Source organism: Yersinia sp. LJYL362 (assembly GCF_048323875.1).
Genome location: NZ_JBLWEX010000269.1, coordinates 1 through 26,036 on the forward strand (window position 1 = coordinate 1; position 26,036 = coordinate 26,036).

Genomic DNA, 26,036 nt, shown 5'->3' on the forward strand with positions numbered 1-26,036 from the left:
AAAGCCGTCAGAATTACGGTGCGACAAACTTTAGTAGTTTGGCATTGCTGCATGATATGCATCGTCGCCCTTCATTCAGCGTAGACTACTGGCAACAGCATGCACTGCGCACGGTTATTCGTCACCTTTCATTTGCACTGGCACCTCAAGCTGCATATGCACGGGTGCAAGAAGTGGTTGAAGCTGAGCAAGTGGAACCATTGCAAATTCAGCAGCTTGCACTGCTGAATACACTCAATGCGTTACTGACCCACGAGTTCAAACCGCCCACTATTATTCGCTTTACCGAGCAGGCTAAACGGCCTGTTCTATCGTTACACAAACCGGGACTCTGGCTTGCACAAGTGCAAGGTATCCGTGCCGGGCCTACTATCCTATACCTTAAATAATTCGAGTTGCAGGAAGGCGGCAAGCGAGATAATCCCGATGAGCTTACATAAGTAAGTGATTCGGGTGATTGAATGTAGCCAACGCACATGCAGCTTGAAGTATGACGGGTATAAGCTAATTATTCTCTTGGTTTACCCCAATTTTATACAACTTTTGGCCACCGGTTTGGTGGTTTTGTAAGAGACATTAAGAATCATGCTAATTAAATTATTAACCAAAGTTTTTGGTAGTCGTAACGATCGTACACTGCGCCGTATGCGCAAGGTAGTTGATCTAATCAACCGTATGGAACCTGAAGTCGAAAAGCTGACAAATGAGGAATTACGTGCCAAAACTGACGAATTCCGTGAGCGTCTGGCAAACGGAGCCGTGCTGGAAACGTTGATCCCTGAGGCTTTTGCTGTCGTGCGTGAGGCCAGTAAGCGTGTGTTTGGCATGCGTCACTTCGATGTGCAGCTGCTTGGCGGTATGGTACTGAACGAACGCTGCATCGCAGAAATGCGTACAGGGGAAGGTAAAACGCTGACTGCAACTCTGCCAGCTTACCTGAATGCGTTGAGCGGCCGCGGTGTCCATGTGGTTACCGTTAACGACTATTTGGCTCAACGTGACGCCGAAAATAACCGTCCATTGTTTGAGTTCCTGGGCCTGAGTGTAGGTATCAATTTACCTAATATGCCAGCTCCAGCTAAGCGCGCTGCTTATGCTGCGGATATCACCTATGGTACTAACAACGAATTCGGCTTTGACTACCTGCGCGATAACATGGCGTTCAGCCCAGAAGAGCGTGTGCAGCGCAAACTGCATTACGCGTTGGTGGATGAGGTTGACTCCATCTTGATCGATGAAGCCCGTACTCCGCTGATTATCTCCGGCCCGGCCGAAGATAGCTCCGAGATGTATATTCGGGTTAACAAGCTGATTCCAAAACTGATTCGTCAGGAAAAAGAAGACTCAGACAGTTTCCAGGGGGAAGGTCACTTCTCTGTGGATGAGAAATCACGTCAGGTGCATTTGACCGAACGTGGTTTGATCAAAATTGAGGAAATGCTGGTAGAAGCGGGCATCATGGAAGAGGGGGAGTCTCTGTATTCTCCGGCTAACATTATGTTGATGCACCACGTAACGGCAGCTCTGCGCGCTCACGTGTTGTTCACCCGTGATGTTGACTACATCGTGAAAGACGGTGAAGTTATCATCGTTGACGAACATACCGGGCGTACCATGCAAGGTCGTCGCTGGTCAGATGGTTTGCATCAAGCGGTTGAAGCGAAAGAAGGCGTAGAAATTCAGAACGAAAACCAGACGCTGGCTTCAATTACTTTCCAGAACTACTTCCGCCTCTATGAAAAACTGGCCGGTATGACCGGTACAGCGGATACCGAAGCATTCGAATTTAGCTCTATTTACAAGCTGGATACTATTGTTGTTCCAACCAACCGCCCAATGATCCGTAAGGATCTGGCTGATTTGGTCTACATGACCGAACAGGAAAAAATTGGCGCGATTATCGAAGATATCCGTGAGCGTACTGCGAACGGCCAGCCAGTATTGGTCGGGACTATCTCGATTGAGAAATCAGAAGTGGTATCTGCTGAATTAACGAAAGCTGGTATTGAGCACAAAGTTCTGAATGCCAAGTTCCACGCCATGGAAGCTGAAATCGTTTCACAAGCGGGTCAGCCAAGTGCGGTAACCATTGCAACCAACATGGCCGGTCGTGGTACCGATATTGTGTTGGGGGGTAGCTGGCAGAGTGAGATTGCCCTGTTGGAAGACCCAACTGAAGACCAAATTGCGGCAATTAAAGCCGCATGGCAAATTCGTCATGATGCTGTACTGGCCTCCGGCGGTTTGCACATTATTGGTACTGAGCGTCATGAATCTCGCCGTATCGATAATCAGCTGCGTGGTCGTGCGGGCCGTCAGGGTGATGCCGGTTCTTCACGCTTCTACCTGTCAATGGAAGATGCCTTGATGCGTATTTTTGCCTCTGACCGTGTGTCTGGCATGATGCGTAAATTAGGTATGAAGCCGGGTGAAGCTATTGAACACCCATGGGTAACTAAAGCTATTGCCAACGCACAACGTAAAGTTGAAAGCCGTAACTTCGATATTCGTAAGCAATTACTTGAATATGATGATGTCGCCAGCGACCAGCGTCGGGCTATCTACAGCCAGCGTAATGAGTTGTTGGACGTGGCTGATGTTAGCGAAACCATTAACAGTATCCGCGAGGATGTCTTCAAAACGGTTATCGATAGCTACATTCCAACCCAGTCTCTGGAAGAAATGTGGGATGTTGAAGGCTTGGAACAGCGTCTGAAAAATGATTTCGACCTGGACATGCCAATTGCTCAATGGCTGGAAGATGAACCACAACTGCACGAAGAAACATTACGCGAACGTATTCTTCAACGTGCAATTGAGGATTATCACCGTAAAGAAGAAGTGGTTGGTTTTGATATGATGCGTAACTTCGAAAAAGGTGTGATGTTACAAACACTTGATTCGTTGTGGAAAGAACACTTGGCGGCAATGGATTATTTACGTCAGGGTATTCACTTACGTGGCTACGCGCAAAAAGATCCTAAACAGGAATATAAGCGTGAATCCTTCACTATGTTCGCATCGATGCTGGAATCGCTGAAATATGAAGTGATCAGTGTATTGAGCAAAGTGCAAGTACGGATGCCGGAAGAAGTTGAAGCATTGGAAGTACAACGTCGCGAAGAAGCTGAGCGTTTGGCTAAACAGCAACAACTTAGCCACGAATCTGATAACAGCGCACTGATGTCACAGGAAGAAGCCAATGTGGCTGCCAGCCTTGAGCGCAAAGTCGGGCGTAATGATCCGTGCCCATGTGGTTCAGGTAAGAAATACAAACAGTGCCACGGCCGCCTACAGTAATATTTTAGGCATAAAGTTGATGCATTGATAACGAGGGCGGCTTAAACACCGCCCTTTATTTTGCTTATCTTTTTAGTGCGAGTGAACTGGAAGAGTGCTCAAGCCAACATTGATGCCCTGACAGGAGAAAATAATTGAAACACTTACAAATTGCAGTTGGGATTATCCGTAATTCTCAGCAAGAAATTTTTATTACCCAGCGTGCTGCTGATTCTCATATGGCTGGATTTTGGGAATTCCCCGGCGGCAAAATTGAGCAGGGTGAAACACCCGAAGTTGCATTAAAACGTGAGCTATTGGAAGAAACAGGAATTGCGGTGAAAGAGGCGGTTTTGCTTAAAGTGTTAGAGCACACATTTACCGATCGCATTGTAACATTAAGTTTTTATATGGTTGAAGCATGGGATGGTGAGCCTTTTGGTCGCGAAGGCCAGCCAATGCGCTGGGTGCAGCAGTCTGACTTGTTGGCTGAAGAGTTCCCACCTGCTAATGCAGCCATTATTGAATTACTGACTACCCTTCGTATTTAAAGTTGCAGGGTTGCTAGCTGCGTTCACTTACCCGAATCACTTACTTTAGTAAGCTCATCGGGATTATGAGCCTCATCAGAGGCTCACCCTACGGGCCAGCGCAAGCGCTGTTCAAAATAGTTTACAACCAATTTGTCTTTCGCTGGCTGCCTACCTGAAACTTCAATTACTTTGGGTATTGCATTGTATCTAATATTATTAGGTTGCTCTATTTTGTGGAGTCATCGGGGATCAGTGCTTAGGCGGCTCTTCCTCGCTCCATTCATCACTGTCAGATAGCTCACCATTACTGGAAATGCGTTTTTCTTCGTCGGCCCACTCACCTAAATCAATCAGCTGACAACGCTTGCAGCAGAATGGGCGATAAGGGCTTTGTTCACCCCAGATAACAATTTTGCCGCAGGTCGGACAGTTGACCTCGATGACTTCGGTTTCCATGTTTTCTCCTAAAATCTATCCACAATGCCAGCGACTAATCAAAAACTCAGCAGCAGGCTAATTCAAACGATAAACGCGCCGGCACGGTACCATTTTCACTGTCGAGTGGTAAGAAGCGAATTGCATATCGTGTTTTATGGCCGGAAATCTGTGGATACAACTGTGGGTCTAGCGGCAGACGTAATCTCAATAAATCAGCCCCTTCCGCATTGTCTTGGAAGAAACCATTTAAGCTGATTTGTGCCCGCAGAGGGCCAGATTGGCGAATTAAGTTTAAAATAATAGTGAGCGACTGATTGAGCGGGGTTAGGCTCTCCAGTAATTTGGCAATATGTTGATTACGCTGTTCTTGGGGCTGATGCAGCCAGGTATGCAAAGTGGGTAAGTCGAAACTACAGCAGCCGCCCGGGATACTCAGGCGTTGGCGAACAACACTAATTAAACGATCTTCTTTTAATGATTGCCCGATACGTGGCGCAGACATCAATACTGAGGCCCGGCTTTTTAATTGGCCGCGTAAGGAATCCACCAATGACATATCAACACCGGGCATGTCTGTCCATAGTTGTAATTTCTGTTGTTGGCGTTCTAATTCTTTAAGCAAATCAGTACGGACTTCACCGCGCTCAAGGACATCAATTAAATCTGATGCCGTGCGGAAAAACGTTAATGCACTGGCAATATTATCTAACGTACGCTGGCTTTCTAATTGTTGTAGTAAAAACTCCATTCTCAGCCAGGTACGCATTTTCTCATTGAGCGGGTGTTCAAAAAGTATTGTTGAGGTGAGGTCACTCATCGATGTAGATCCTGTTGGGCCGCAGCTGCCAATTTTAAATACTGCTGGTGTAATAAAGAAACTTGCGGGGCGATAACTATCGGATCGCCGCTATTGTCAATAATATCATCAGCACAGGCTAGCCGCTGTTGCCGCGAAACCTGTGAAGCTAAAATATCTTCTGCCTGTTGGCGGGTAATGCCATCTCTCGCCATTGTTCGAGCGAGTTGTATTTCAGGTGAAACATCTACCACTAACACACGATTAACACGGTGATGTAAACCATTTTCAACCAACAACGGGACAACCCAAAGTACGTATGACTCATTAATACTGGCGAGTTGGCGTTGAGTTTCCTGTTGGATCAATGGGTGCATCAATGAATTTAACCATGCTTTTTCCTGCGGCTCACTGAAAATTTTCTCGCGTAATGCTGCACGGTTCAATGTGCCATCTGCGTGCAAGATAGTTCCCCCATAGCGGGAGGCGATATCTATTAACGCGGGCATGCCGGGTTCAACCACCTGACGAGCAATAATATCGGCATCAACCAGCGGGACACCGAGATTGGCGAATGCATCTGCTACTGTGCTTTTACCACTGCCAATTCCACCGGTGAGGGCGACAATATAGGTCATTGCCTAGCCTTGCATACAGTTAGTGAGTGGCCGAATTGTATCTGAAAGCAGGTGGTAAGGCATAGCAAGGACTGCATTCTGTTTGAGCTACGCGGAAAAATAAACGAAGTGAGCACGGGGATAGCCGCGGGATTGAGACTCTTCAGGTAATTTGTGGGATTGTAGCGCAAATAAAGGTGGATTCGCAGTCTTGCCGTAGAATTATTCATGCGTATGATAGCTTCACTGGGATGGCGTGATTTACGCCCGATCACATTTTGCGATCTATCGCCAATAACCAGGAATAATTAGCCATGCGTATTGAAGAAGGTTTGAAACTAGGCTTTAAAGATGTGTTAATCCGTCCTAAACGTTCAACACTGAAAAGTCGCTCTGAAGTCGAATTGGAACGCCAGTTTACTTTCAAACATTCAGGTTGGAATTGGTCTGGTGTACCTATCATCGCCGCCAATATGGATACTGTTGGCACCTTCCGCATGGCAGAAGTACTGGCATCATTCGATGTTTTGACCGCGGTTCACAAACACTACACTGTTGAACAGTGGGGTGAGTTTGTAAAACGGGTTCCTGAATCAGTCTTACGTCATGTCATGGTCTCTACCGGGACGTCCTCTGCTGATTTCGACAAAATGAAACAAATTTTGGCGTTATCACCGGCCTTAAAATTTATCTGTATTGATGTGGCTAACGGCTATTCAGAGCATTTTGTCTCCTTCTTACAAAAAGCTCGTGAAGCATGCCCAGATAAAGTTATTTGTGCGGGGAATGTGGTGACCGGTGAGATGGTCGAAGAACTTATTCTGTCGGGCGCTGATATTGTTAAAGTTGGCATTGGGCCTGGTTCGGTTTGCACCACTCGTGTGAAAACAGGTGTCGGCTATCCGCAGTTGTCGGCGGTTATCGAGTGTGCTGATGCAGCGCATGGCTTGGGTGGGCAGATTGTTAGTGATGGTGGTTGTTCTGTTCCGGGTGATGTAGCGAAAGCTTTCGGTGGCGGCGCAGATTTTGTCATGTTGGGCGGTATGCTAGCTGGGCATGATGAGTGTGAAGGCCGTGTTGTTGAAGAGAATGGCGAGAAGTTTATGCTGTTCTACGGTATGAGCTCTGAATCCGCCATGAAACGTCATGTAGGTGGTGTTGCGCAGTACCGTGCTGCGGAAGGTAAAACGGTTAAACTGCCATTACGCGGCTCCGTTGATAATACTGTTCGCGACATTATGGGCGGTTTGCGTTCCGCTTGTACTTATGTGGGTGCATCGCATTTAAAAGAACTGACTAAACGCACCACTTTTATTCGTGTAGCAGAGCAAGAAAACCGCGTGTTCGGTAGCAACTGATATTGGGTTTTCGAGAGCAAGTTGTGCTCTGCTAGTTAGCAATCTCGAGTTTTATGATTGATATGAAAAGGGGCGTGGTTTAACGCCTCTTTTCAATAAAATTTCCGCTGGAAAACCTTTCTCTAATAACATTATTTACCCGATAACATCTCCTAACTGAAATATCGGTAAATACATCGCGATTACCAAAATCCCCACGATACTGCCTATAACGAGCATTAAAAGTGGCTCCAGCATTTGAGTAAGATTGTCTGCCAAATCCTGGGTTTGCTGTTGGTGCCAACTGGCCAATTTCTCTAATAGCACCTCAAGCGCACCAGACTCTTCACCCACACGGACCATTTGTTGGCATAAAGGAGGAAATAGAGGGTGTTGAGAGAGGGCCATATAGAGTGGAACCCCTTGGTTGATCTGTTTTTGAATGCTTCTCAGTGCTTGCTTATAGGTATCGTTATTAATAGAGCGAAGTGCGGCATCTAATCCGGCGGTCAGTGGTAACCCCGCATGCTGAGTGATTGCCAGTGTTTGAAAAATTTGACTGAGACAACTGCCACGTATCAATACAGATATTAATGGAATACGTAATAAAAGCTTTTGTTCCAATTGTTGGTAATAACGTCGATGCCGCCGTATGTATAAATAGCTCATAACAAGGGATATTAATAATGCGGCGAGATATGGCCCATAAGCTGTCAGGCAGGCAGACATTAATAACAGTGTTGCAGTTAGCGTCGGTAATGGTGTGTCAAATGATTGGTATATTTGTGCAAACTCAGGCAGTACCAAAACTAGCATGATAATACTGACAATCAACGCAATAACACAGACAAATACCGGATATTTAAGTGCCTTAATCACTTTTTTTTGCAGTTTTTGTTGCCGTTCCTGATGCAGGACCAATTGTACGCAGCACTGCTCAAGATTACCCGTCAACTCCCCCATAGCAATCACGGGGGGATATAATTGAGGGAAAGTGTGAGGGTAACATTCCATTGCCTCTGAGAATGATTGCCCCTGAGAGACCTGTTGGCTTATCTCGTGTAATAAACACTGCCATGGTAAGGCATCCATTTCTTTTGCCAACAATTGCAAGCTACTAACAAGAGGTAAGCCAGCTTGCAATAACGTTGCTAATTGGCGAGTCACATTGATAAGGCGTTCCCCTCGCCAATAGCTCACTGATAGTCGCCTCCCACCTCTAACATTGAGTGGCTGTAAACCATGGCGCAGCATATGTTCATAAACACTATTTCTTTCCATTGCCAATAACACGCCGGTTTGTAATTGCCCCGCAGTATTAATAGCTTTCCAGTAAAATAAACGCTGAGAACTCACAGTATTGCCTCAGTTTCACCTAAGAATCCTACCACACGATTTATTTCACTGAGGGTGGTAACACCGTTTTCAACTAATGCCAAACCCGCCGAAAGTAATGTAACTTGCTTTTGTTCCTGTGCAATTTGAGTGAGTTCTGGTGGGCTGAGATTATTGAGCAAAGCTTGCTGGATAGGGGGGGTTACATTTAGCATTTCGTAAATACCCGTTCGACCATAATAACCGGCGCAACAGTGTTCGCAGCCCACTGCAAGATAATGTTGCAGCGGGCTCGCCCATATATTTTGTGAAGTGTGGAAAGGTGCGGGTGATGGCTGACGGCAGTGTAGACACAATCTTCGGACTAATCGTTGGGCGATGACTAATGTTAGGCTGGAGGCGATTAAGTGACGCTCGACCCCCATTTGAGTGAGCCGTACCAATGTTTCAGCCGTGGAGTTAGTATGCAGTGTTGATAGAACTAAATGCCCTGTTAACGCCGCCTTAACGGCTATTTCCGCCGTTTCGTTATCCCGAATCTCACCAAGCATAATAATATCAGGGTCTTGGCGAAGCATCGCGCGTAATACACTAGAAAAATCTAGCCCAATCTTACTGTTGGTTTGTGTTTGATTTATGCCATCAACTTGGATCTCAATAGGGTCCTCAACGCTACAGATATTGACTTGCGGCTGATTGAGTTGATCCAGACTGCAATAAAGAGTCACGGTCTTGCCGCTACCTGTTGGCCCAGTAACCAGAACTAAACCCTGTGGGGCTGAGAGTGCTTGAGTTAACTGTTTGTGAGCCGCTATTGTTAGCCCCAGTTTTTCCAGCGTAGGTTGCTGTTCTATATTGAGGATACGCAGTACGATTTTTTCACCATATTGCACCGGAAGCGTTGCTATTCTCATCGAGTAGCGGACGCCGTCTAACAGTAGTGTCAACTGACCATCTTGTGCTAACCGTTTTTCAGCAATGTTCAGTTTGGACATCACCTTTAGACAACTGCTAATTCGGCGGGACAACTCACCTGCCGGCGGTGGGGATTCATGCAATACACCATCAATTCTTAAGCGAATACGGTAATGATGTTGATAAGGTTCAAAATGAATGTCTGATGCGCGCTTCTGGATAGCCAACCTCAGTGTTTGTGTAATAAATTGAATAACGGGTATGTCACTTTCATTATCCAGTAACGTTTCATCCGATCCCTGTATCTGTGTGCCGGATGTTGTTGTCCTTGGCTGTTCTCCATTTTGTTGGGGTATGCCGTGAGGGTTTTCTTTGGATTTTATCCCTTTGTTCATGTCAGATTTTGTGGACAGTGCCAGATTTAATGACTGCTCAATCTTGGCTTCTGGCCAGCATTCCACCTTGATCTTACGACCACAAGCAAAACGCAGCGCGGTTAATAACACCTCATTGACTGGGCCAGATGAGGCTATGGTTAGGCTCTGACTATCGAGTTTTAAAGCGATTGACCCATGACGCCGACAGAGCGTGTGTAACTCACTGTTTATCATTTCGTTTGGATGTTCCATGAGTTCAGCCATTGGTTAGGCCTTATCATTAAAACGAAATACAGTCTTACAGCTATCGGTAATACTACTATCTGCTGAGGTGCATGTTCTTGTCCAAACGATATTTCCACTGTTATTTATTGTGGGTGATATAGCCAGAGTCAGATTGGCCAGTGTTTGCTGCCCCGTAAGTGTGATGACTCCTTTATCTATGGTGGTCGCACTGACATAACGGGATGTTCCCCCTGTGGGGATACCTTGCTTTCCGCCATCACAGCTATCAAGGCTGGCATGTTCCAGAGCGCAAAGCTCTACTGCCATTTTATAAGGAACCATGACTTGCAACATATCGGTGAGCGCTGCTTTTTGGATATAGCGTTGATAGGACGGAATACCAATACCACTGAGAACTGCAATGATGGCAATCGCAACCATCAATTCAATTAATGTAAAACCTCTTTGATTAGCCATTTGACACTCTCCATGTGTTTGAGAAAACGTGGGTAGAGTGCACTTTTTAAATAAGTGGTCATAGAGGAAAGAGACCGATTTGCGAAGCGTACTGTTGGTTATTTATGTTCTTGTAGTAGCATTACAGATAACTTCGGCGGTGCTCGCAAAACAGAGTCAGAGTCTGCTATTTAGAGCCATCCGCCGAGTATTGTTTGGTAGGATTATTTAAAGCGCATAGACAGGTCTAGGGCCGTAATATGTTTGGTGAGGGCACCTACGGAAATGAAATCAATCCCTGTTTCAGCATAGCTGCGAAGCGTTTCCAGTGTGACGTTGCCCGAAACCTCCAGTTGTGCGCTGCTCTGGGGTTTGGCCAGTTCATCGCGCAGGTTTACCGCTTCACGCATCATTGGAATGGTGAAGTTATCTAGCATGATGATGTCAGCACCCGCTTCCAGGGCTTGCTGTAGTTCATCAAGGGATTCAACTTCAACTTCCACAGGGACATCGGCATGCATCCTAAATGCTTTGGCAACTGCTTCTTTAATCGAACCGGCAGCAATAATGTGATTTTCCTTAATAAGGAAAGCATCTGATAAACCAAGCCGATGGTTATTACCACCACCATAGAGGACTGCGTATTTCAACGCCGTGCGTAACCCCGGCACGGTTTTCCGGGTATCAAGTAATTGGGTATGCAATCCAGAGAGTGCGGACACATAGCTGTTCACTTCGGTAGCGACACCCGATAAAGTTTGCAGGAAGTTAAGTGCGGTACGTTCACCCGTCAGCAGAATTCGTGCGGGGCCAGTCAGATGGCAAAGAACCTGATCCGCTACCAGTTTGTCACCATCTTTAACTTCCCATGTGACAGAGACTTGGGCGCCAAGTTGAATAAACACTTCATTCAACCAGCCTTCACCACAAAAAATGCCAGCTTCACGGGTAATGATGGTTGCCTCTGCCTGCTTATCTGCTGGCAGTAATTGTGCGGTGAGGTCGCGGTCTGCGTTGACTTCACCACCAAGGTCTTCACTCAAAGCTTGAGCAACAGCAGACGGGATATCACGTTGAATTCGTTCCAATAGCTCGGCGCGGCGGCTGTCGGCATTATAGCTGCGGGTCGGCATAGAAAACTCCGAAATGGCGGATAGATAGTTGTCCAAACATGCTACTCTGTTGCTGGTAGAAGTGCCATAAAAGAGCCGGTTGAAGTGTACTATTTAGGTTAGAGGCTTAGGTAAACGATGCAGTTAGAAAGTAACTTGCAGTTAGATAATGGCTGGATTTCTGGGGTCAAACGGGTCGTTTCCCCTCACTTTGACCCGCGGCCTGAAGGCGAAGATCCTTCTCTGTTGGTGATCCATAATATTAGTTTGCCTCCCGGTGAGTTTGGCGGCCCGTATATCGATCAGCTGTTTACTGGCACTCTCAATGCGGATGAGCATCCTTATTTTGCCGATATTGTTCACTTGCGTGTGTCAGCCCATTGTCTAATCCGCCGGGATGGCGAAATTATTCAATATGTTCCCTTTGATAAACGCGCCTGGCATGCCGGAGTCTCGATATTTGCTGGGCGTGAGCGATGTAACGATTTCTCTATTGGGATCGAGTTGGAGGGCACGGATGTGTTACCGTTTACGGCCGCGCAATATCAAAGCTTGTCTGAGATTAGCGCATTGCTATTTGCCTCTTATCCAATAACTGCGGAGCGGGTTACAGGCCATAGCGATATTGCGCCAGAGCGTAAAACAGATCCAGGCCCCGCTTTTGACTGGGGGTTGTATCAACAGAGTTTGGCAAAGTTATCTTTACTATCGTAATACGGGAGTCATGCAGTATTAACCAGAGGTTCATGGCCGAGTACGTATTAGCTTGTCACCTCGTCTGATATTGTCGTTTATGCATGCCGGGAGGCATATGCCCTGTTTGTGGGCGGGTTAAGTGCAAAGGGAGAGTAAGAGCTAATGACACTGTTTACGCTGTTGCTGGTGCTAGCATGGGAGCGCTTATTTAAACTGGGCGAACATTGGCAGCTAGATCATCGCCTTGAAGTGATATTTACGCGTTTACGCCATTTTTCGTTGGTACAGACAATTTTACTGACGGCGGGGTGGATGGCGCTGGTATGGCTAATTTTACGGCTAATACAAAATATCTTATTTGGCTTCCCCCTCTTGTTGAGCTGGATACTCGTCTGCCTACTGTGCATTGGTGCTGGTGGAATACGTAAACATTACCGAGCTTATTTGAAAGCTGCCCGTCAGGGCGATGCTCATGCTACTGATAAAATGGCCGAGGAGTTAGCACTCATCCATGGTTTACCGATGGATAGTGGTGAAAAAGCCCGGTTGGAATCCCTGCAAAATGCATTGTTATGGATAAACTTCCGTTACTATTTAGCGCCGATCTTCTGGTTTGTCGTTTGTGTTAACTATGGCCCGGTGGCTTTAGCCGGGTATGCGATGTTACGTGGCTATCAAACCTGGTTGGCGCGTCATCACACTCCTTTACAGCGCTCACAATCGGGTATTGACCGCATCTTGCACTGGCTTGATTGGATCCCGGTGCGTTTAGTTGGGGTGGCCTATGCATTATTAGGGCACGGCGAAAGAGCGTTACCCGCCTGGTTTGCTTCATTGGGCGATTTCCGTTCTCCGCAATACCAAGTGCTGACTCAACTTGCACAATATTCGCTGGCACGAGACCCCCATTTAGATCCGGTACAAACACCAAGGGCAGCGGTCTCTTTGGCACGAAAAGTCACCCTGACAGGAATTGTTGTGGTGGCGTTATTAACGATTTACGGTGCACTTGTCTAGCCAATGGCGTACTAGCTTAGTGAGCAGAGCTGATAAGAACTTATCAGCTCTTTTTAATATTATTTTCTATTAGGAATTCTTTCTACCTTTTCTTATCAATAAAAACAACACTTCCAATTGATATTTTTATTCAATAATATCAATTAGTTAATTATTGCTGATTGCGTTGCATAACGATTCTTCATCTGATTTCTTCTCTGGCTGAGTGATATATTCTCTTTTCGGAAAACTTCTGAATTAAAATCTAATGCCGCTATTTTTATAATTCATTATTAGCCCGATTAAATTCCGAGCTATTCCTTTTTATCATTTCACTATTCGCCATATTATCCGCCTGATCAATTTCTATTAGCTTGTCCATGCATTTTTAAACCTCCTTTCATGTGTATTTATATTCTAAATCTACTTTGAATTAATGCGTGTTTGATTAAGCAAATAACAAATCAGGAATTTTATAATGGGTCCGATTTTTAAAGGCATAGGGCGTTATTTGTGTGCTGGTTTTCTTAAGAAAATCATTGCATATGCGCAAATAGTTTTACAAATATTATTGAGTACGCTTCCACTGTATTCGATGAGTTTTAGCACTCAGGCGAGCAGTGATGTTACGAAAAAAACAGTACTTTTTAAGCAGCTTCATACGCTCACCCCAACCGATACACTTGAGTCGGTTGCAGCAAGCTATGGCTTATCTGTCGATGAGCTTTGGGCGTTAAACATCAATTTATATAACAGTCGCAGTGCTTTTGACGCGGTCAAATACGGTGCGGTTGTTTATGTTCCTAATCAGGAAGAACAGCAACGGGCTACCCAGCAAGCCTCTTTGGCTGCTTCTCATTTGTCCCAGGTAGGGAATTCGTTAAGCAGCGAGAACCGTGTCGATGCATTCTCTCGTTTAGCCAAGGGAATGTTGTTATCCTCCACGGCGAAAACGGTTGAGGAATGGTTAGGCCATATCGGTCAGGCTCAGGTTAAATTGCAGGCTGACGACAAGAATGATTTCAATGGGTCAGAACTGGATTTATTTATCCCTCTCTATGACCAGCCAGATAGACTGGCCTTCAGCCAGTTTGGTTTTCGTCGTATAGATCAACGCAATATTATGAATATTGGGTTGGGGCAACGCCATTATGTGTCTGGTTGGATGTACGGCTATAACATTTTCTTTGACCAACAAATATCCGGCAATGCCCATCGGCGCGTAGGATTGGGCGGTGAATTGGCGCGGGATTACCTTAAGCTCTCAGCGAATAGTTATCATCGTTTGGGTGGGTGGAAACATTCCGCTCAGCTTGAAGATTATGACGAGCGTGCGGCCAATGGGTATGACATTCGCACCGAAGCCTATTTACCTCATTACCCGCAGTTAGGCGGGAAGTTAATGTATGAGCAATACTTCGGTGACGAAGTCGCCTTGTTTGGCATTAACGAAAGGCAGAAAAACCCGTCGGCATTAACTGCTGGTGTCAGCTATACCCCGATTCCACTAGTGAGCTTAGGCCTCGAGCATACTATTGGTAACGGCGGTAAAAAGAAAACTGGAGTGAATGTTGCCGTCAACTACGAAATCAATACTCCTTGGCAGCAGCAGATAGATCCCGCAGCGGTGCAAGCAACCCGGACTCTGGCCGGTAGCCGCATGGATTTGGTCGATCGCAATAACAATATTGTGCTGGAATACCGTAAGCAACAGGTAGTGACATTAAATTTACCTGACAATATCAGTGGGAAAGAAGCACAAGTCTTACCGATAAATTATACCTTTAATGCCCGTCATGGTTTGGATCGTATCGAGTGGGATGCCGCCGATGTGATTCTGGCCGGTGGGCAAATTAGTGACCGCGGTAATTTGGTCTATCACGTCGCTTTTCCGCCCTATATTGATGGTGCGGCGAATGCTTATGTATTAAGCGGGCGTGCGGTGGATAAAAAAGGGAATTACTCCACTTCCAGCTCGACGAATATTTATGTTACCGGCGTCAATATTAATAGCGTCAATAGTGTCTCTTCATTAACGCCGCCGACATTACCAGCAAATACTATCAGCCGTTCGATACTCCAGTTGGCGTTAAAAGCTGATGCCGGTGTGGCCGTCGGCGGTGTAGCGCGTAACATCACGTTTGCGGTGCGCGACGTCACGGGCAATGTTCCTCGCGCCAAAAGTTTCACTCCGCTAGTGATAGGTGACGCGCAGGAGATTCAGCCCGGTGTTTATGAAGCCACTGTGACCAGCGGCAGCTCGGTTGGGCGTTTTGAGATTACCCCAACGGTGCGTGGGGTTCAGTTGAATCCCATTATTCTGACTCAAACTGCGGATACAACTACCGCGACAATTAATGGCAGCGCATCTGTTTCTATTGCTACTCCATCCATAACCGCTAATGCTGCGGATAAAACCAAGCTTGAAGTGCAAGTGACTGACGCATTAGGTCATCCGGTGCCGGGCGTTGAAGTTAAGTGGGTTAGCGATTTAAATTCGCCGGGGCTTGAGCACGTCACCAGTATTACTAACGAACACGGTATTGCAGAAAATGCTTTCAGTTCCACGGTGACCGGTACCGCCAATATCACGGTACAGGTCGGTACTGAGGCTCCTGTTTCTGCGGGGGCGATAGAAATTAAAGCAGATAACAGCACCATGACGGTGAAGGCCACCGACTTTACTGTCACTACCACCACCGCTCAAGCGGTCGCTAATGGTAAAGACACAACCATTTATAAAGTGAAGGTTACAGACAAGCAGGGCAATGTCGTCCCTGGTGCAGCGGTGGAATGGTCGAGCAATATCGGCTCCTTTGTTCAGGGCAGCACCACTACCACCACCGATGCTAATGGCGAAACCTCTATTGAGTTCGTGAGCACCAAGGCAGAAACGGCCAAAGTCACGGCGACTGTTGGCGGCAAGCCTTATAACGCGGGCGAAGTAGTCTTTATTGCTGATCGTCAAAGCGCTCAAATTACGTTGCTTCCTGTAAGCAAAAACAGTGCTGCGGCCAATGGTACAGATAGCATTACCCTCAATGCCAAAGTCATCGATGCCAATGGCAATCCGATTAAAAATGAAGGTATCGTCTGGACAGTTCCGGGTCATAAGGTCAGTTTCGTTCCCGCTACGGGGATGACCCAAACCAATGATTTGGGTGAAACACAGATTACTCTTACCAGCACTGATGTGGGTGATATCACCATTAACGCGCAGGTAGTGAAAGGCGATTTGGCGCTTAATCTGGCAACCGAAAAGCTGAGTTTCACCGCTGATGCCGTGACGGCCAAAATAACTGATTGGTTAGCACCGACTAACACCACGCAGGTTGCCGATGGCAAGGCACCGGTCACTTACAAAGTGGTGGTGAAAGACAGCAATGGCCATGTGGTGGCGAATAGTCAGGTTCTTTGGGAAACCAATCTGGGCGAATTTACTCCGGCGCAGGCTACCACCACAATGACCACGACCAACAGTCAGGGTGAAGCGACTATAGATCTTGTCAGTATTAAGGCGGGTTCTGCCACAGTTAAAGCCTCTGTTAATGGCAATCAAAGTATATCGCCTACCAAGGTTGAACTTACGGCTGATAGCAGTACTGCGATCATAACCATAGCACCGGTGTCTCAGCGTGATTTTGTTGCTAATGATAAAGACAAGGTGACTTATAGCGTTACAGTAGTTGATGGGAATAAAAACCCAGTGAAGGCTGAAAATATCACCTGGAAAGATGAGAACGGGCATCCGGTCAGTATTGATAACTCAACTAGCCAGACGGATAGCGCCGGTAAGTCGACGGTCAATATCACCTCTAAGAAAGCGGGCACAGCGCAAATCAGCGCGACACTTGCCAATGCTGCCAAGGATATTGCATTACCGATTACCTTTAATGCTGATCGCCAAACTGCGAAGATCGAGAGTGTAGTTGTGACGGGTAGCAAAGTGACCGCACCTGATGGTTCCAGCTCGATCAGTTATGTGACGACAGTTAAAGATGCTAATGGTAACCCGGTTGGCGGGATGATTCTAAGCTGGGGCAGCAATATCAATAATGTTGCCAACCCATCAACCACTACCGATGCCAACGGCGTGAGTACACAAACCATCACTGGTACACAGGCGGGCAAGGTTGATCTTTCTGTCCAGTTAACCTCCGGCAATAATGCAACAACGCCGGTGAAAAACAGCAATGAGGCGGAGTTTGTCGCGGTAACACCGGTGATGACCAACGCAGATTTGTTGTTACAGCCGAATATGATCATTGCCGATGGTAAGCAAAGCGCCACGCTGAAATTGACTCTGCGTGATGCCAACCACAACCCGGTTTCGGGCCAAGAGAACAAGATTGAGTTCTCTCAATCCGTCGCCAGCCATGTCACCGTCGGCCCTATCACTGAATCAGCGGTAAAAGGGGTTTATCAAGCCACTATCACCGGCACCAAAGAAGGTGAGGTTAATTTAACTGCCACAGTTAAGGGGAGCAATGTGAGTAAAACACAGAAGCTAACCTTACAAGCGGATAATAAGACCGCTGCATTGAAAACGGTCACCTCGAATATCAAAACGGCCAAAGCTGACGGCAAGGAGAGTATTACTTATACCGCCACTGTGATAGATGCTAAAGGTAACGCAAGTCTCGCTAATGTCTCAGTGGGTTGGAGAACCACTCTGGGTGAGTTGGCTGCTATCACCAAAACCAATGCATCAGGTATGGCGACTGTCACTCTGACCAGCAAACAAGCGGGTAACGCGACGGTTACGGCTATTGTCAGCAGCAGCAGTCAGATGGACGCGCTACCTGTGACCTTTACCGCCGGTGGGATTGCGATAGCACAATCATCCGCGAGTGTATCGGCTGCGAATCTGGTGGCTGATGGTACTGCCACCACCACACTGACAGTTAAGGTCAATGATGCTAATGGCAATCCATTAACCGGCCAAAGTGGGAAAATTAGTGTCAATGCACTCGGTTTACCGGGAGTATCGGTTGGTCAATTTACTGAAGTGTCGAATGGCGTCTATAGTGCAACCATTAGCGGGACTACAGCCGGTGAGGGTGAAATTGTCACTACGCTTGATGGCACCGACTTAGCTAAACAGAAGCTAAAGGTTATTGCTGATATCAGCACGGCCAAGATTGCTGAAGTTAAGCCATTGAAATCCGTGGCTGTTGCGGTGGGTGATAAAGTCACTTATCAGGCGACCATCAAAGATGCGCACGATAACCTGTTGGGTGCAGATATTCCGGTGCATTGGTCAGTGAACCGCGACACACTGATTATTGGTAAATTGATTAGCTTAACTAACAGTGCAGGCGTGGCAGAAGTTGAAATCAGCCGCGATGTGCAAGGTGATGCTCTGGTCACTGCGGCGGTAGGCAACAACAGTTTGCAGGCCACTGCGGTTACTTTTAGCAGTGGTGGGGTGGACATCAACAAATCCCAGCTGACGTTGCTGCAAGGCAACATCACTGCTGATAATTTCGATATTGCCACGGTGCAGGTTGATATTGCGGATAGTAAAGGTAACCCGTTACCTAATCTGCAAAGCCAAATCACCACGTCGCCAAAAGATGGGGAGCAAGGCCTGAAAATCGTGACCAGCGCTAATCCGTCTGGTGGCTATTTGGTGACGATTAAAGGCACTCAGGCCGGTAATCATGCGGTTACTGTCTCTGTTGCGGGCAAACCTTTGCCAAATACAGTCAATGTAGTGTTGATAGGTGATACTGCAACGGCTCAATTAGACGCGGTTAAGGTAAACCAAACAACGTTTAAAGCTGATGATGTGGACAACGTCACCTATACGGCCAAGGTTGTTGATGCCAATAATAATCTGTTGGAGAACTACCCGGTTGCGTGGCGTTTGGCTCAGGGTGAAGGGAAATATGATGGTCTGAGCTATACCGGCAAAACCGGTGTTGCGGAAACCAAATTGAGTACCAGTCGCTTAGGCCAATATAAAATGGAGGCGCAGGTTCGCACCCAAGTTATGGCGGCAGCAGATGTGAGCACGGTTGCTGGAGATGTCGATCCCGCTCAGTCTGGTTTTGTGGTGGATGTGGCTAGTATTGATGCCAGTGGCAACACCAAGGCTAAATTAACCGCCACGCTAAAAGATAAGTTTGGCAACTTATTGAAAGGCCAACTGGTTAAGTTAACCGACAGTAATAAACTGAAAGGTATCAAATTCACCGCTAACCCAATGACGGATAATGGTGATGGGACATACAGCACTGAAGTGACCTCAACCACCAAAGGGAACACCAAATTTATTGCCAGCATCAACGGCAAGGATTTGATTCAGCAACCCCAACTGCTGGTGGGGAATATCATTCCGCGGCTGATTTTTGCTAACCAAAATGTTCCGACAGTTTACACCCGTAAGAAGCTGCAACCTCAGTCGTTAAAAACGGCCTTACCCGCAGGAATAACCGCGCACTGGAGCAGCGATAACTCGGATGTTGCCAAAGTGAATACCGCGACCGGCGAAATTGAATTGCTCAAAGCGGGCGTGGTGAATATTTCAGCGGTAACACTGCCGAACGATACCTATGCTATGGGGACGGCCAGTTATCAGCTTGAGGTTGAGCGGGCTGATCCTAAATTGAAATTCCAGCAGTCCAAGCAAAGTAAAGAATGGGGGGAAACAATTGCTGCATATCACCCTACGGTAGAAAACAGCGACGTAGATATCAGTGGATTAACCTTAAATTGGGAAATCAATAATAGTGAAGTGGCGATTATTGATGCTAAAAAAGGTGATATCATCACGAGGAAACCAGATACGGCACAAGTTACAGTGAAATCTGTACAAGATGATCGCTTCAAGGCTGGCACGGCTACCTATGTACTGGTTGTGAATAAGAAATCATTCCCTATTAATTTTAACCGATCTATCGTTCAATCAAAAATTACGGATAATGTTTCACTGCAATCGCCAAATGGTGCTCCAATCCCTAACATAGTGTGGTCATCTTCAGATAGTAATGTCCTGACGGTGAATCAGAACGGAAGCAATTTAAAGGTACAGAAACCAGGGCAAGTAGAGCTAACCGCGAAAGTGGCGGGAGATGACTATTATCTGGCGAGCAACAATAGTTATGTACAGGAGATTTATGGTAAGCCTGAAATAAAACTATCTGCTGTAAAACCAATGAGTAAAGGTACCATTTCTCCCAATGAACGCTCGTGGAAACCGGTTTTTGTGGGTGATGATTTAGTTATCGGCTGGTCTTCTTTATATACAGATAAATACAGACTTCCAGAAACTGTCACTGTTGAATTAATAGATGAAAGCACCGGTGCTAATTTGGCAACAGAGACGATTAAAAATACATTTAATCTGCAATCAACAACTATTAAATATCAATCTGGCTGGTTGGATAAAAAAGTCAAAGTCAAGATTAAATCTACTGGTTATCAAGGTATTAATGGGTTCGATACCAACTCTCAACCTATTGATATAGGACGGTTACAGCCGGTAGACATATGGAGTTCAGCTAAACTTAATCGTAGTTTTAATTTGATTACTACCTCTTCAGGTATGAACGATACAACATGTCAAACAACTTGGGTGGGGAGAGAACATCATGCCAATCTAAAATGGGAAATTTCGATTAAACTAGATAATGAGTTATTGGAACCTATGGAGTTAATTTATAACTTAGAGACAAAACAGCTCATTAAAGATTCATTTAAGACAAATTATTTTCAACAGCAGAATGAGTTCGGTAAAGATTCTAATGCGTCTCTAAAACAGGAATGCTGGAATACTCATGATGGAACTCCGGCAAATGAAATTATTATTAATCATGCAGGTAATATTACTCGCTACGATATGTATGGCTTCTCTTGGTTTGGCGGAGGGAAAGATCAGCGTGAATGGAAATCTCATGATATTAAGTAAGTAGTCGCATATTCATAGTAATAAGCAGAGAAATTCTCCCTACTTATTACATAACTACTCAATCAGGCCCACAGTAAAATGTGGGCCTGATTTTTTTTGAAAATATTAGTTTGTTGCGCCGTTAATTCATTTGCCGCTATCAGGATTTCGCTCTTTGGTTGCGATTTTTCAATATATAGCCCACCGCCAATACCACCACCCAGGCTGGAATCAACAGCACTGAAATCTGAATACCCGGCGTTAGATACATAATCACCAGAATACCGGTCAGGAAAAGCAAGCACAGGTAGTTACTGAACGGATACCAGAAAGCCTTGAATTGCGGAGTAACGCCCTGACGGTTTTTCGCCGCACGGAATTTAAGGTGCGCCAGGCTAATCATCGCCCAGTTGATCACCAATGCGGACACCACTAATGCCATCAGCAATTCAAAAGCGCGGCCCGGAATCAAATAGTTAATCAACACGCAGAAAGCAGTGGCAAAGGCGGAGACGGCGATGGCAATCACCGGTACGCCGCGACCATCAACTTTCAACAACATTTTCGGGCCATTACCTTGTTTGGCTAAGCCGAATAACATGCGGCTGTTACAGTAAACACAGCTGTTGTAGACCGATAATGCTGCGGTCAATACCACGACGTTCAATACCGTGGCGACGATATTACTGTCCAATGCATGGAAGATAAGGACGAACGGGCTGCCGCCTTCAACCACTTTGCCCCACGGGTAAAGTGACAACAGAATTGCCAGAGAACCGATATAAAACAATAGGATACGATAGATAACCTGATTGGTGGCTTTCGGGATGCTTTTCGCTGGGTCTTCTGCTTCTGCCGCGGTGATGCCCACTAATTCAAGCCCACCGAAGGAGAACATAATGACTGCCATGGCCATCACCAAGCCCATGATGCCATTGGGGAAGAACCCGCCCTGTGCCCATAAATTGGTGACAGTGGCTTCCGGGCCACCGTGGCCGCTCAGCAATAACCAGCCACCAAATAGAATCATGGCGATGATAGCGACCACTTTAATGATGGCAAACCAGAACTCCATCTCGCCATATACTTTCACGTTTGCCAGATTGATGGCATTAATAGCGAGGAAGAAGACGGCGGCAGAGACCCATGTTGGGATCTCCGGCCACCAATATTGTACGTAGATACCGACCGCGGTGAGTTCTGCCATGGCGACTAACACGTACAGTACCCAGTAATTCCAGCCGGAAGCAAAACCGGCAAAATTACCCCAGTATTTATAAGCAAAGTGACTGAACGAACCCGCTACCGGCTCTTCAACCACCATTTCCCCTAGCTGGCGCATAATCAGAAACGCGATAAAACCGCCAATTGCGTACCCCAGTAAAACCGAAGGCCCCGCCATTTTAATGGTCTGCGCGATACCAAGAAACAGCCCGGTACCAATAGCACCACCTAAGGCAATAAGCTGAATGTGGCGGTTTTTAAGCCCCCGCTTTAGCTCCGCACCTTCCTGTTGAATACTCATTATTGCATCCTCTGTCGTTGTCACTCTTCACCGGCAAAATGGTTACCGTGTGCTATGCGTAAGATTTTGATTACATTATTTGTATTATTTTGTTTACGGTGGCTTTTTATGGAATTTGTTCCATTGGCTACCGTTTAAAAGAGAATAGTGGTAGGCGAGAATTATTGCATCTGCTTTTTATTCTATCCGGCGAATTTTTAGGCAAAAGACCCATAAAAATGTTGAGGCGTGATCAAGCTGTTGTTTTCAGGAAAAGGAGTAATACGGGTTTATTGAACAAAAAGTCACCAGCGGGCTATTTTTATAATGGTCGAACCAGTCTTCAGGTGGGAGAGGGTAAATAGACAGATTTTTCTTGTTTTTGATTGAATTTAAATTCATAAAAATAGAATTTAAATTCACAATCAAAATAACTATAACGCTTCAGCTTGCCTAAATACCCGTTTCATAAAAGTTAAAACTCACCAACGTCAGGTAATGGTATTACCACCGGCACGTTATCACTTTGCATCCCGTTATCAGTGAAGTTGTTAAAATGTGCTGGGTTTCATGATTTTGGTCAAGGTCCGTCTGGACAGGTAGTGAATACTTTGTTACTTTATCGTCACGTTTTTGAAATTGGTATTACCAATTGACTCCGCACCACTCGCAGAGACGATTCACTCACTACGGCTTACAACACGACTTATTAATAAAAATATGGCCTACAACAAAATACGTCAGCCCAAATTATCAGATGTTATCGAGCAACAGCTTGAATACCTGATTTTGGAAGGGACGCTACGCCCAGGTGAGAAATTACTGCCTGAGCGCGAGTTGGCGAAGCAATTTGATGTTTCCCGACCTTCTCTGCGAGAAGCAATCCAGCGCCTGGAAGCCAAGGGGCTGTTATTGCGCCGTCAGGGTGGTGGCACTTTCGTGCAAACCAATCTGTGGCAAAGCTTTAGCGATCCGCTGGCTGAACTGTTGGCCGACCATCCAGAATCACAATTCGACTTGTTAGAAACCCGTCATGCTCTCGAAGGTGTCGCTGCCTATTATGCTGCACTGCGCGGTACTGATGAAGATCTACAACGTATTCGTGAGTGCCATACTGTTATTCAGCAAGCACAGGATAGCGGCGATTTGGATGCCGAGGCTGATGCTGTCATGCAGTATCAAGTGGCGGTCACCGAGGCTGCGCATAATGTGGTGTTACTGCATTTACTGCGTTGCATGGGGCCGATGCTGGAACAAAACGTTAAACAAAACTTTGAATTGCTTTACTCGCGCCGCGAAATGCTGGCAACGGTAAGCAGTCACCGCGCTGGGATTTTTGAGGCGATTGTGGCACGTGAGCCAGAGAAAGCTCGCGAAGCTTCACACCGTCACTTGGCGTTTATTGAGGAGATTCTGTTGGACCTCAGTCGGGAGCACAGTCGCCGTGAGCGATCTTTGCGTCGGCTCCAGCAGCGCAAGGATTAGAAACGAATCATTCAGGTTGCGCCTTAGCAAGACCTCAATAATTTATTCTACATTCTTATTTGAGAATGATTAGCGGCAACGATACCCAAAATAATTCAAGTTGTAGGTAGGCGGCAAGGGAATGAATCCCCAGGAGCTTACTTGAGTAAGTGACTGGGGTGAGAGAGTACAGCCAACGCCCCTACAGCTTGAAGTATAACGGGGACAAACTGATGGGCCTATCTTCCGGTGTTTTCACCAGGGCACGTGCTTTAGCCTGGGGTTAAAGCACAGGAAGATAGGCTCCAAATAAACCATTAGAAACAGATAAGGAATACCACCATGTCAGAACGTTTAAATAATGACGTGGATCCGATCGAAACCCGCGACTGGCTACAGGCGATCGAATCGGTCATCCGTGAAGAGGGTGTTGAGCGTGCTCAGTATCTGATTGATCAGGTTTTGGGCGAAGCCCGTAAAGGTGGTGTGAGTGTTGCTGCTGGCTCAGCCAGCCGTGATTACATCAATACTATCCCGGTAGAAGAAGAACCGGCTTACCCTGGCAACCTGGAGCTGGAGCGTCGTATTCGTTCCGCGATCCGTTGGAATGCCGTGATGACCGTGTTGCGTGCATCGAAGAAAGATCTGGATTTGGGCGGCCACATGGCATCCTTCCAATCTTCCGCTACCTTCTACGAGGTTTGCTTCAACCACTTCTTCCGTGCTCGTAACCAAAAAGACGGCGGCGATCTGGTTTACTTTCAGGGTCACATCTCTCCGGGCGTTTACGCACGTGCCTTCCTTGAAGGCCGCCTGACGCAAGAGCAGATGGATAACTTCCGTCAGGAAGTTGACGGTAAAGGTTTGTCTTCTTACCCGCACCCGAAACTGATGCCTGAATTCTGGCAGTTCCCGACTGTCTCTATGGGCCTTGGCCCAATCAGTGCAATTTATCAAGCTAAGTTCCTGAAATACCTGTCTCACCGTGGTCTGAAAGACACTTCAGCACAGACCGTATATGCCTTCCTGGGCGACGGCGAGATGGATGAGCCGGAATCCAAAGGTGCGATCACCATCGCGACCCGTGAAAAACTGGATAACCTGGTCTTCGTTATCAACTGTAACTTGCAGCGCCTTGATGGCCCGGTTACGGGTAACGGCAAAATCATTAATGAGCTGGAAGGTATCTTCAGTGGTGCTGGCTGGCAAGTTCTGAAAGTGATTTGGGGTGGTCGTTGGGATGAACTGCTGCGTAAAGATACCAGCGGTAAACTGATCCAACTGATGAACGAAACACTGGATGGCGACTACCAAACCTTCAAATCCAAAGACGGCGCTTATGTGCGCGAACACTTCTTTGGCCGTTTCCCAGAAACTGCTGCATTAGTGAAAGACATGAGCGACGACGAGATCTGGTCTCTGAACCGTGGCGGTCATGATCCGAAGAAAGTCTTTGCTGCACTGAAAAAAGCACAAGAAACCACCGGCAAACCAACTGTTATCCTGGCCCACACCATTAAAGGTTACGGCATGGGCGAAACAGCTGAAGGTAAAAACATCGCCCACCAGGTGAAGAAAATGAACATGGAAGGGGTTCACCACTTCCGTGATCGTTTCAATGTGCCGGTTGCCGATGCTGATATCGAAAAACTGCCTTACATTACCTTCGAAAAAGATTCCGAAGAGTCTAAGTATCTGCACGAACGCCGCCAGGCGCTGGAAGGCTATGTGCCAACCCGTATGCCTAAGTTCACTGAAAAGCTGGAAATGCCAGCATTGTCAGATTTCAGCGCCTTGCTGGAAGAGCAGAACAAAGAAATCTCTACCACTATCGCTTTCGTGCGTGTGCTGAACGTGATGCTGAAGAACAAGTCTATCAAAGACCGAATTGTTCCAATCATCGCTGATGAAGCGCGTACCTTCGGTATGGAAGGTCTGTTCCGTCAGATTGGTATTTACAGCCCGAATGGTCAGCAGTACACCCCGCAAGACCGTGAACAGGTTGCTTACTACAAAGAAGACGAAAAAGGTCAGATCCTGCAAGAAGGGATCAACGAACTGGGTG

The 26,036-nt window shown here is 46.6% G+C and carries 17 protein-coding genes; 9 read left to right on the top strand and 8 right to left on the bottom strand.

What is annotated here, in order from left to right:
• The 3 genes from secM to mutT all read left to right on the top strand — a co-directional run.
• Window positions 1-389, top strand: a 389-nt coding sequence (gene secM / locus ACNSO8_RS16615; protein WP_418395275.1) for a secA translation cis-regulator SecM, incomplete at its 5' end; no start/stop codon positions are given.
• 196 nt (window positions 390-585) lie between these two features.
• Window positions 586-3,300 carry a preprotein translocase subunit SecA gene (gene secA / locus ACNSO8_RS16620; RefSeq protein WP_418395276.1) on the top strand — a complete coding sequence of 905 codons (2,715 nt, stop codon included), beginning with the start codon at window positions 586-588 and terminating at the stop codon, window positions 3,298-3,300.
• A gap of 134 nt (window positions 3,301-3,434) precedes the next feature.
• The gene (mutT, locus tag ACNSO8_RS16625) at window positions 3,435-3,830 is read left to right on the top strand and encodes an 8-oxo-dGTP diphosphatase MutT (RefSeq protein ID WP_418395277.1); all 396 of its coding nucleotides are present in this window, start codon (window positions 3,435-3,437) and stop codon (window positions 3,828-3,830) included.
• Between the two features lie 231 nt (window positions 3,831-4,061).
• Here the strand turns inward: mutT and yacG are convergent, their stop codons facing one another.
• The 3 genes from yacG to coaE are packed head-to-tail and all read right to left on the bottom strand — an operon-like array spanning window position 4,062 to window position 5,684.
• The gene (yacG, locus tag ACNSO8_RS16630) at window positions 4,062-4,268 is read right to left on the bottom strand and encodes a DNA gyrase inhibitor YacG (protein ID WP_221871336.1); all 207 of its coding nucleotides are present in this window, start codon (window positions 4,266-4,268) and stop codon (window positions 4,062-4,064) included.
• 46 nt (window positions 4,269-4,314) lie between these two features.
• Window positions 4,315-5,067: a cell division protein ZapD gene (gene zapD / locus ACNSO8_RS16635; protein WP_418395278.1), complete on the bottom strand. Its 753-nt coding sequence runs from the start codon at window positions 5,065-5,067 to the stop codon at window positions 4,315-4,317.
• Window positions 5,064-5,684, bottom strand: a complete 621-nt coding sequence (gene coaE, locus ACNSO8_RS16640; RefSeq protein ID WP_418395279.1) for a dephospho-CoA kinase — start codon at window positions 5,682-5,684, stop codon at window positions 5,064-5,066. Before coaE ends, zapD begins: the two co-directional genes overlap by 4 nt.
• A 293-nt stretch (window positions 5,685-5,977) precedes the next feature.
• Between coaE and ACNSO8_RS16645 the strand changes: the two genes are divergently transcribed.
• Window positions 5,978-7,021: a GMP reductase gene (locus tag ACNSO8_RS16645; RefSeq protein ID WP_418395280.1), complete on the top strand. Its 1,044-nt coding sequence runs from the start codon at window positions 5,978-5,980 to the stop codon at window positions 7,019-7,021.
• A gap of 135 nt (window positions 7,022-7,156) precedes the next feature.
• Here the strand turns inward: ACNSO8_RS16645 and hofC are convergent, their stop codons facing one another.
• From hofC to nadC, 4 genes are all read right to left on the bottom strand, one after another.
• Entirely contained in the window at window positions 7,157-8,356 is a 1,200-nt protein-coding gene (gene hofC, locus ACNSO8_RS16650; RefSeq protein ID WP_418395281.1) for a protein transport protein HofC, read from the bottom strand.
• Window positions 8,353-9,891: a type II secretion system protein GspE gene (gene gspE / locus ACNSO8_RS16655; RefSeq protein ID WP_418395282.1), complete on the bottom strand. Its 1,539-nt coding sequence runs from the start codon at window positions 9,889-9,891 to the stop codon at window positions 8,353-8,355. Before gspE ends, hofC begins: the two co-directional genes overlap by 4 nt.
• A gap of 3 nt (window positions 9,892-9,894) precedes the next feature.
• Window positions 9,895-10,329 carry a prepilin peptidase-dependent pilin gene (gene ppdD, locus ACNSO8_RS16660; protein WP_418395283.1) on the bottom strand — a complete coding sequence of 145 codons (435 nt, stop codon included), beginning with the start codon at window positions 10,327-10,329 and terminating at the stop codon, window positions 9,895-9,897.
• A gap of 203 nt (window positions 10,330-10,532) precedes the next feature.
• The gene (gene nadC / locus ACNSO8_RS16665) at window positions 10,533-11,441 is read right to left on the bottom strand and encodes a carboxylating nicotinate-nucleotide diphosphorylase (RefSeq protein ID WP_418395284.1); all 909 of its coding nucleotides are present in this window, start codon (window positions 11,439-11,441) and stop codon (window positions 10,533-10,535) included.
• 135 nt (window positions 11,442-11,576) lie between these two features.
• Here nadC and ampD point away from each other — a divergent pair, with 135 nt between their 5' ends.
• The 3 genes from ampD (at window position 11,577) to ACNSO8_RS16680 (ending at window position 21,024) form a co-directional block, all read left to right on the top strand.
• On the top strand, window positions 11,577-12,134 hold the full coding sequence (gene ampD / locus ACNSO8_RS16670; RefSeq protein WP_418395289.1) for a 1,6-anhydro-N-acetylmuramyl-L-alanine amidase AmpD: 558 nt from the start codon (window positions 11,577-11,579) through the stop codon (window positions 12,132-12,134).
• A 144-nt stretch (window positions 12,135-12,278) separates the two neighbouring features.
• Window positions 12,279-13,133 (top strand): beta-lactamase regulator AmpE, encoded by an 855-nt coding sequence (ampE, locus tag ACNSO8_RS16675; RefSeq protein WP_418395285.1) that lies wholly within the window; start codon window positions 12,279-12,281, stop codon window positions 13,131-13,133.
• A 457-nt stretch (window positions 13,134-13,590) separates the two neighbouring features.
• Window positions 13,591-21,024, top strand: a complete 7,434-nt coding sequence (locus ACNSO8_RS16680) for an Ig-like domain-containing protein (RefSeq protein WP_418395286.1) — start codon at window positions 13,591-13,593, stop codon at window positions 21,022-21,024.
• Window positions 21,025-21,163: 139 nt separating this feature from the next.
• Here the strand turns inward: ACNSO8_RS16680 and ACNSO8_RS16685 are convergent, their stop codons facing one another.
• Entirely contained in the window at window positions 21,164-22,528 is a 1,365-nt protein-coding gene (locus tag ACNSO8_RS16685; protein ID WP_418395287.1) for an amino acid permease, read from the bottom strand.
• A 699-nt stretch (window positions 22,529-23,227) separates the two neighbouring features.
• Between ACNSO8_RS16685 and pdhR the strand changes: the two genes are divergently transcribed.
• Together pdhR and aceE are read left to right on the top strand one after the other, a co-directional pair.
• On the top strand, window positions 23,228-23,992 hold the full coding sequence (pdhR, locus tag ACNSO8_RS16690) for a pyruvate dehydrogenase complex transcriptional repressor PdhR (protein WP_004389026.1): 765 nt from the start codon (window positions 23,228-23,230) through the stop codon (window positions 23,990-23,992).
• A gap of 321 nt (window positions 23,993-24,313) precedes the next feature.
• On the top strand, window positions 24,314-26,036 hold a 1,723-nt coding region (gene aceE, locus ACNSO8_RS16695; protein WP_418395288.1), incomplete at its 3' end, for a pyruvate dehydrogenase (acetyl-transferring), homodimeric type.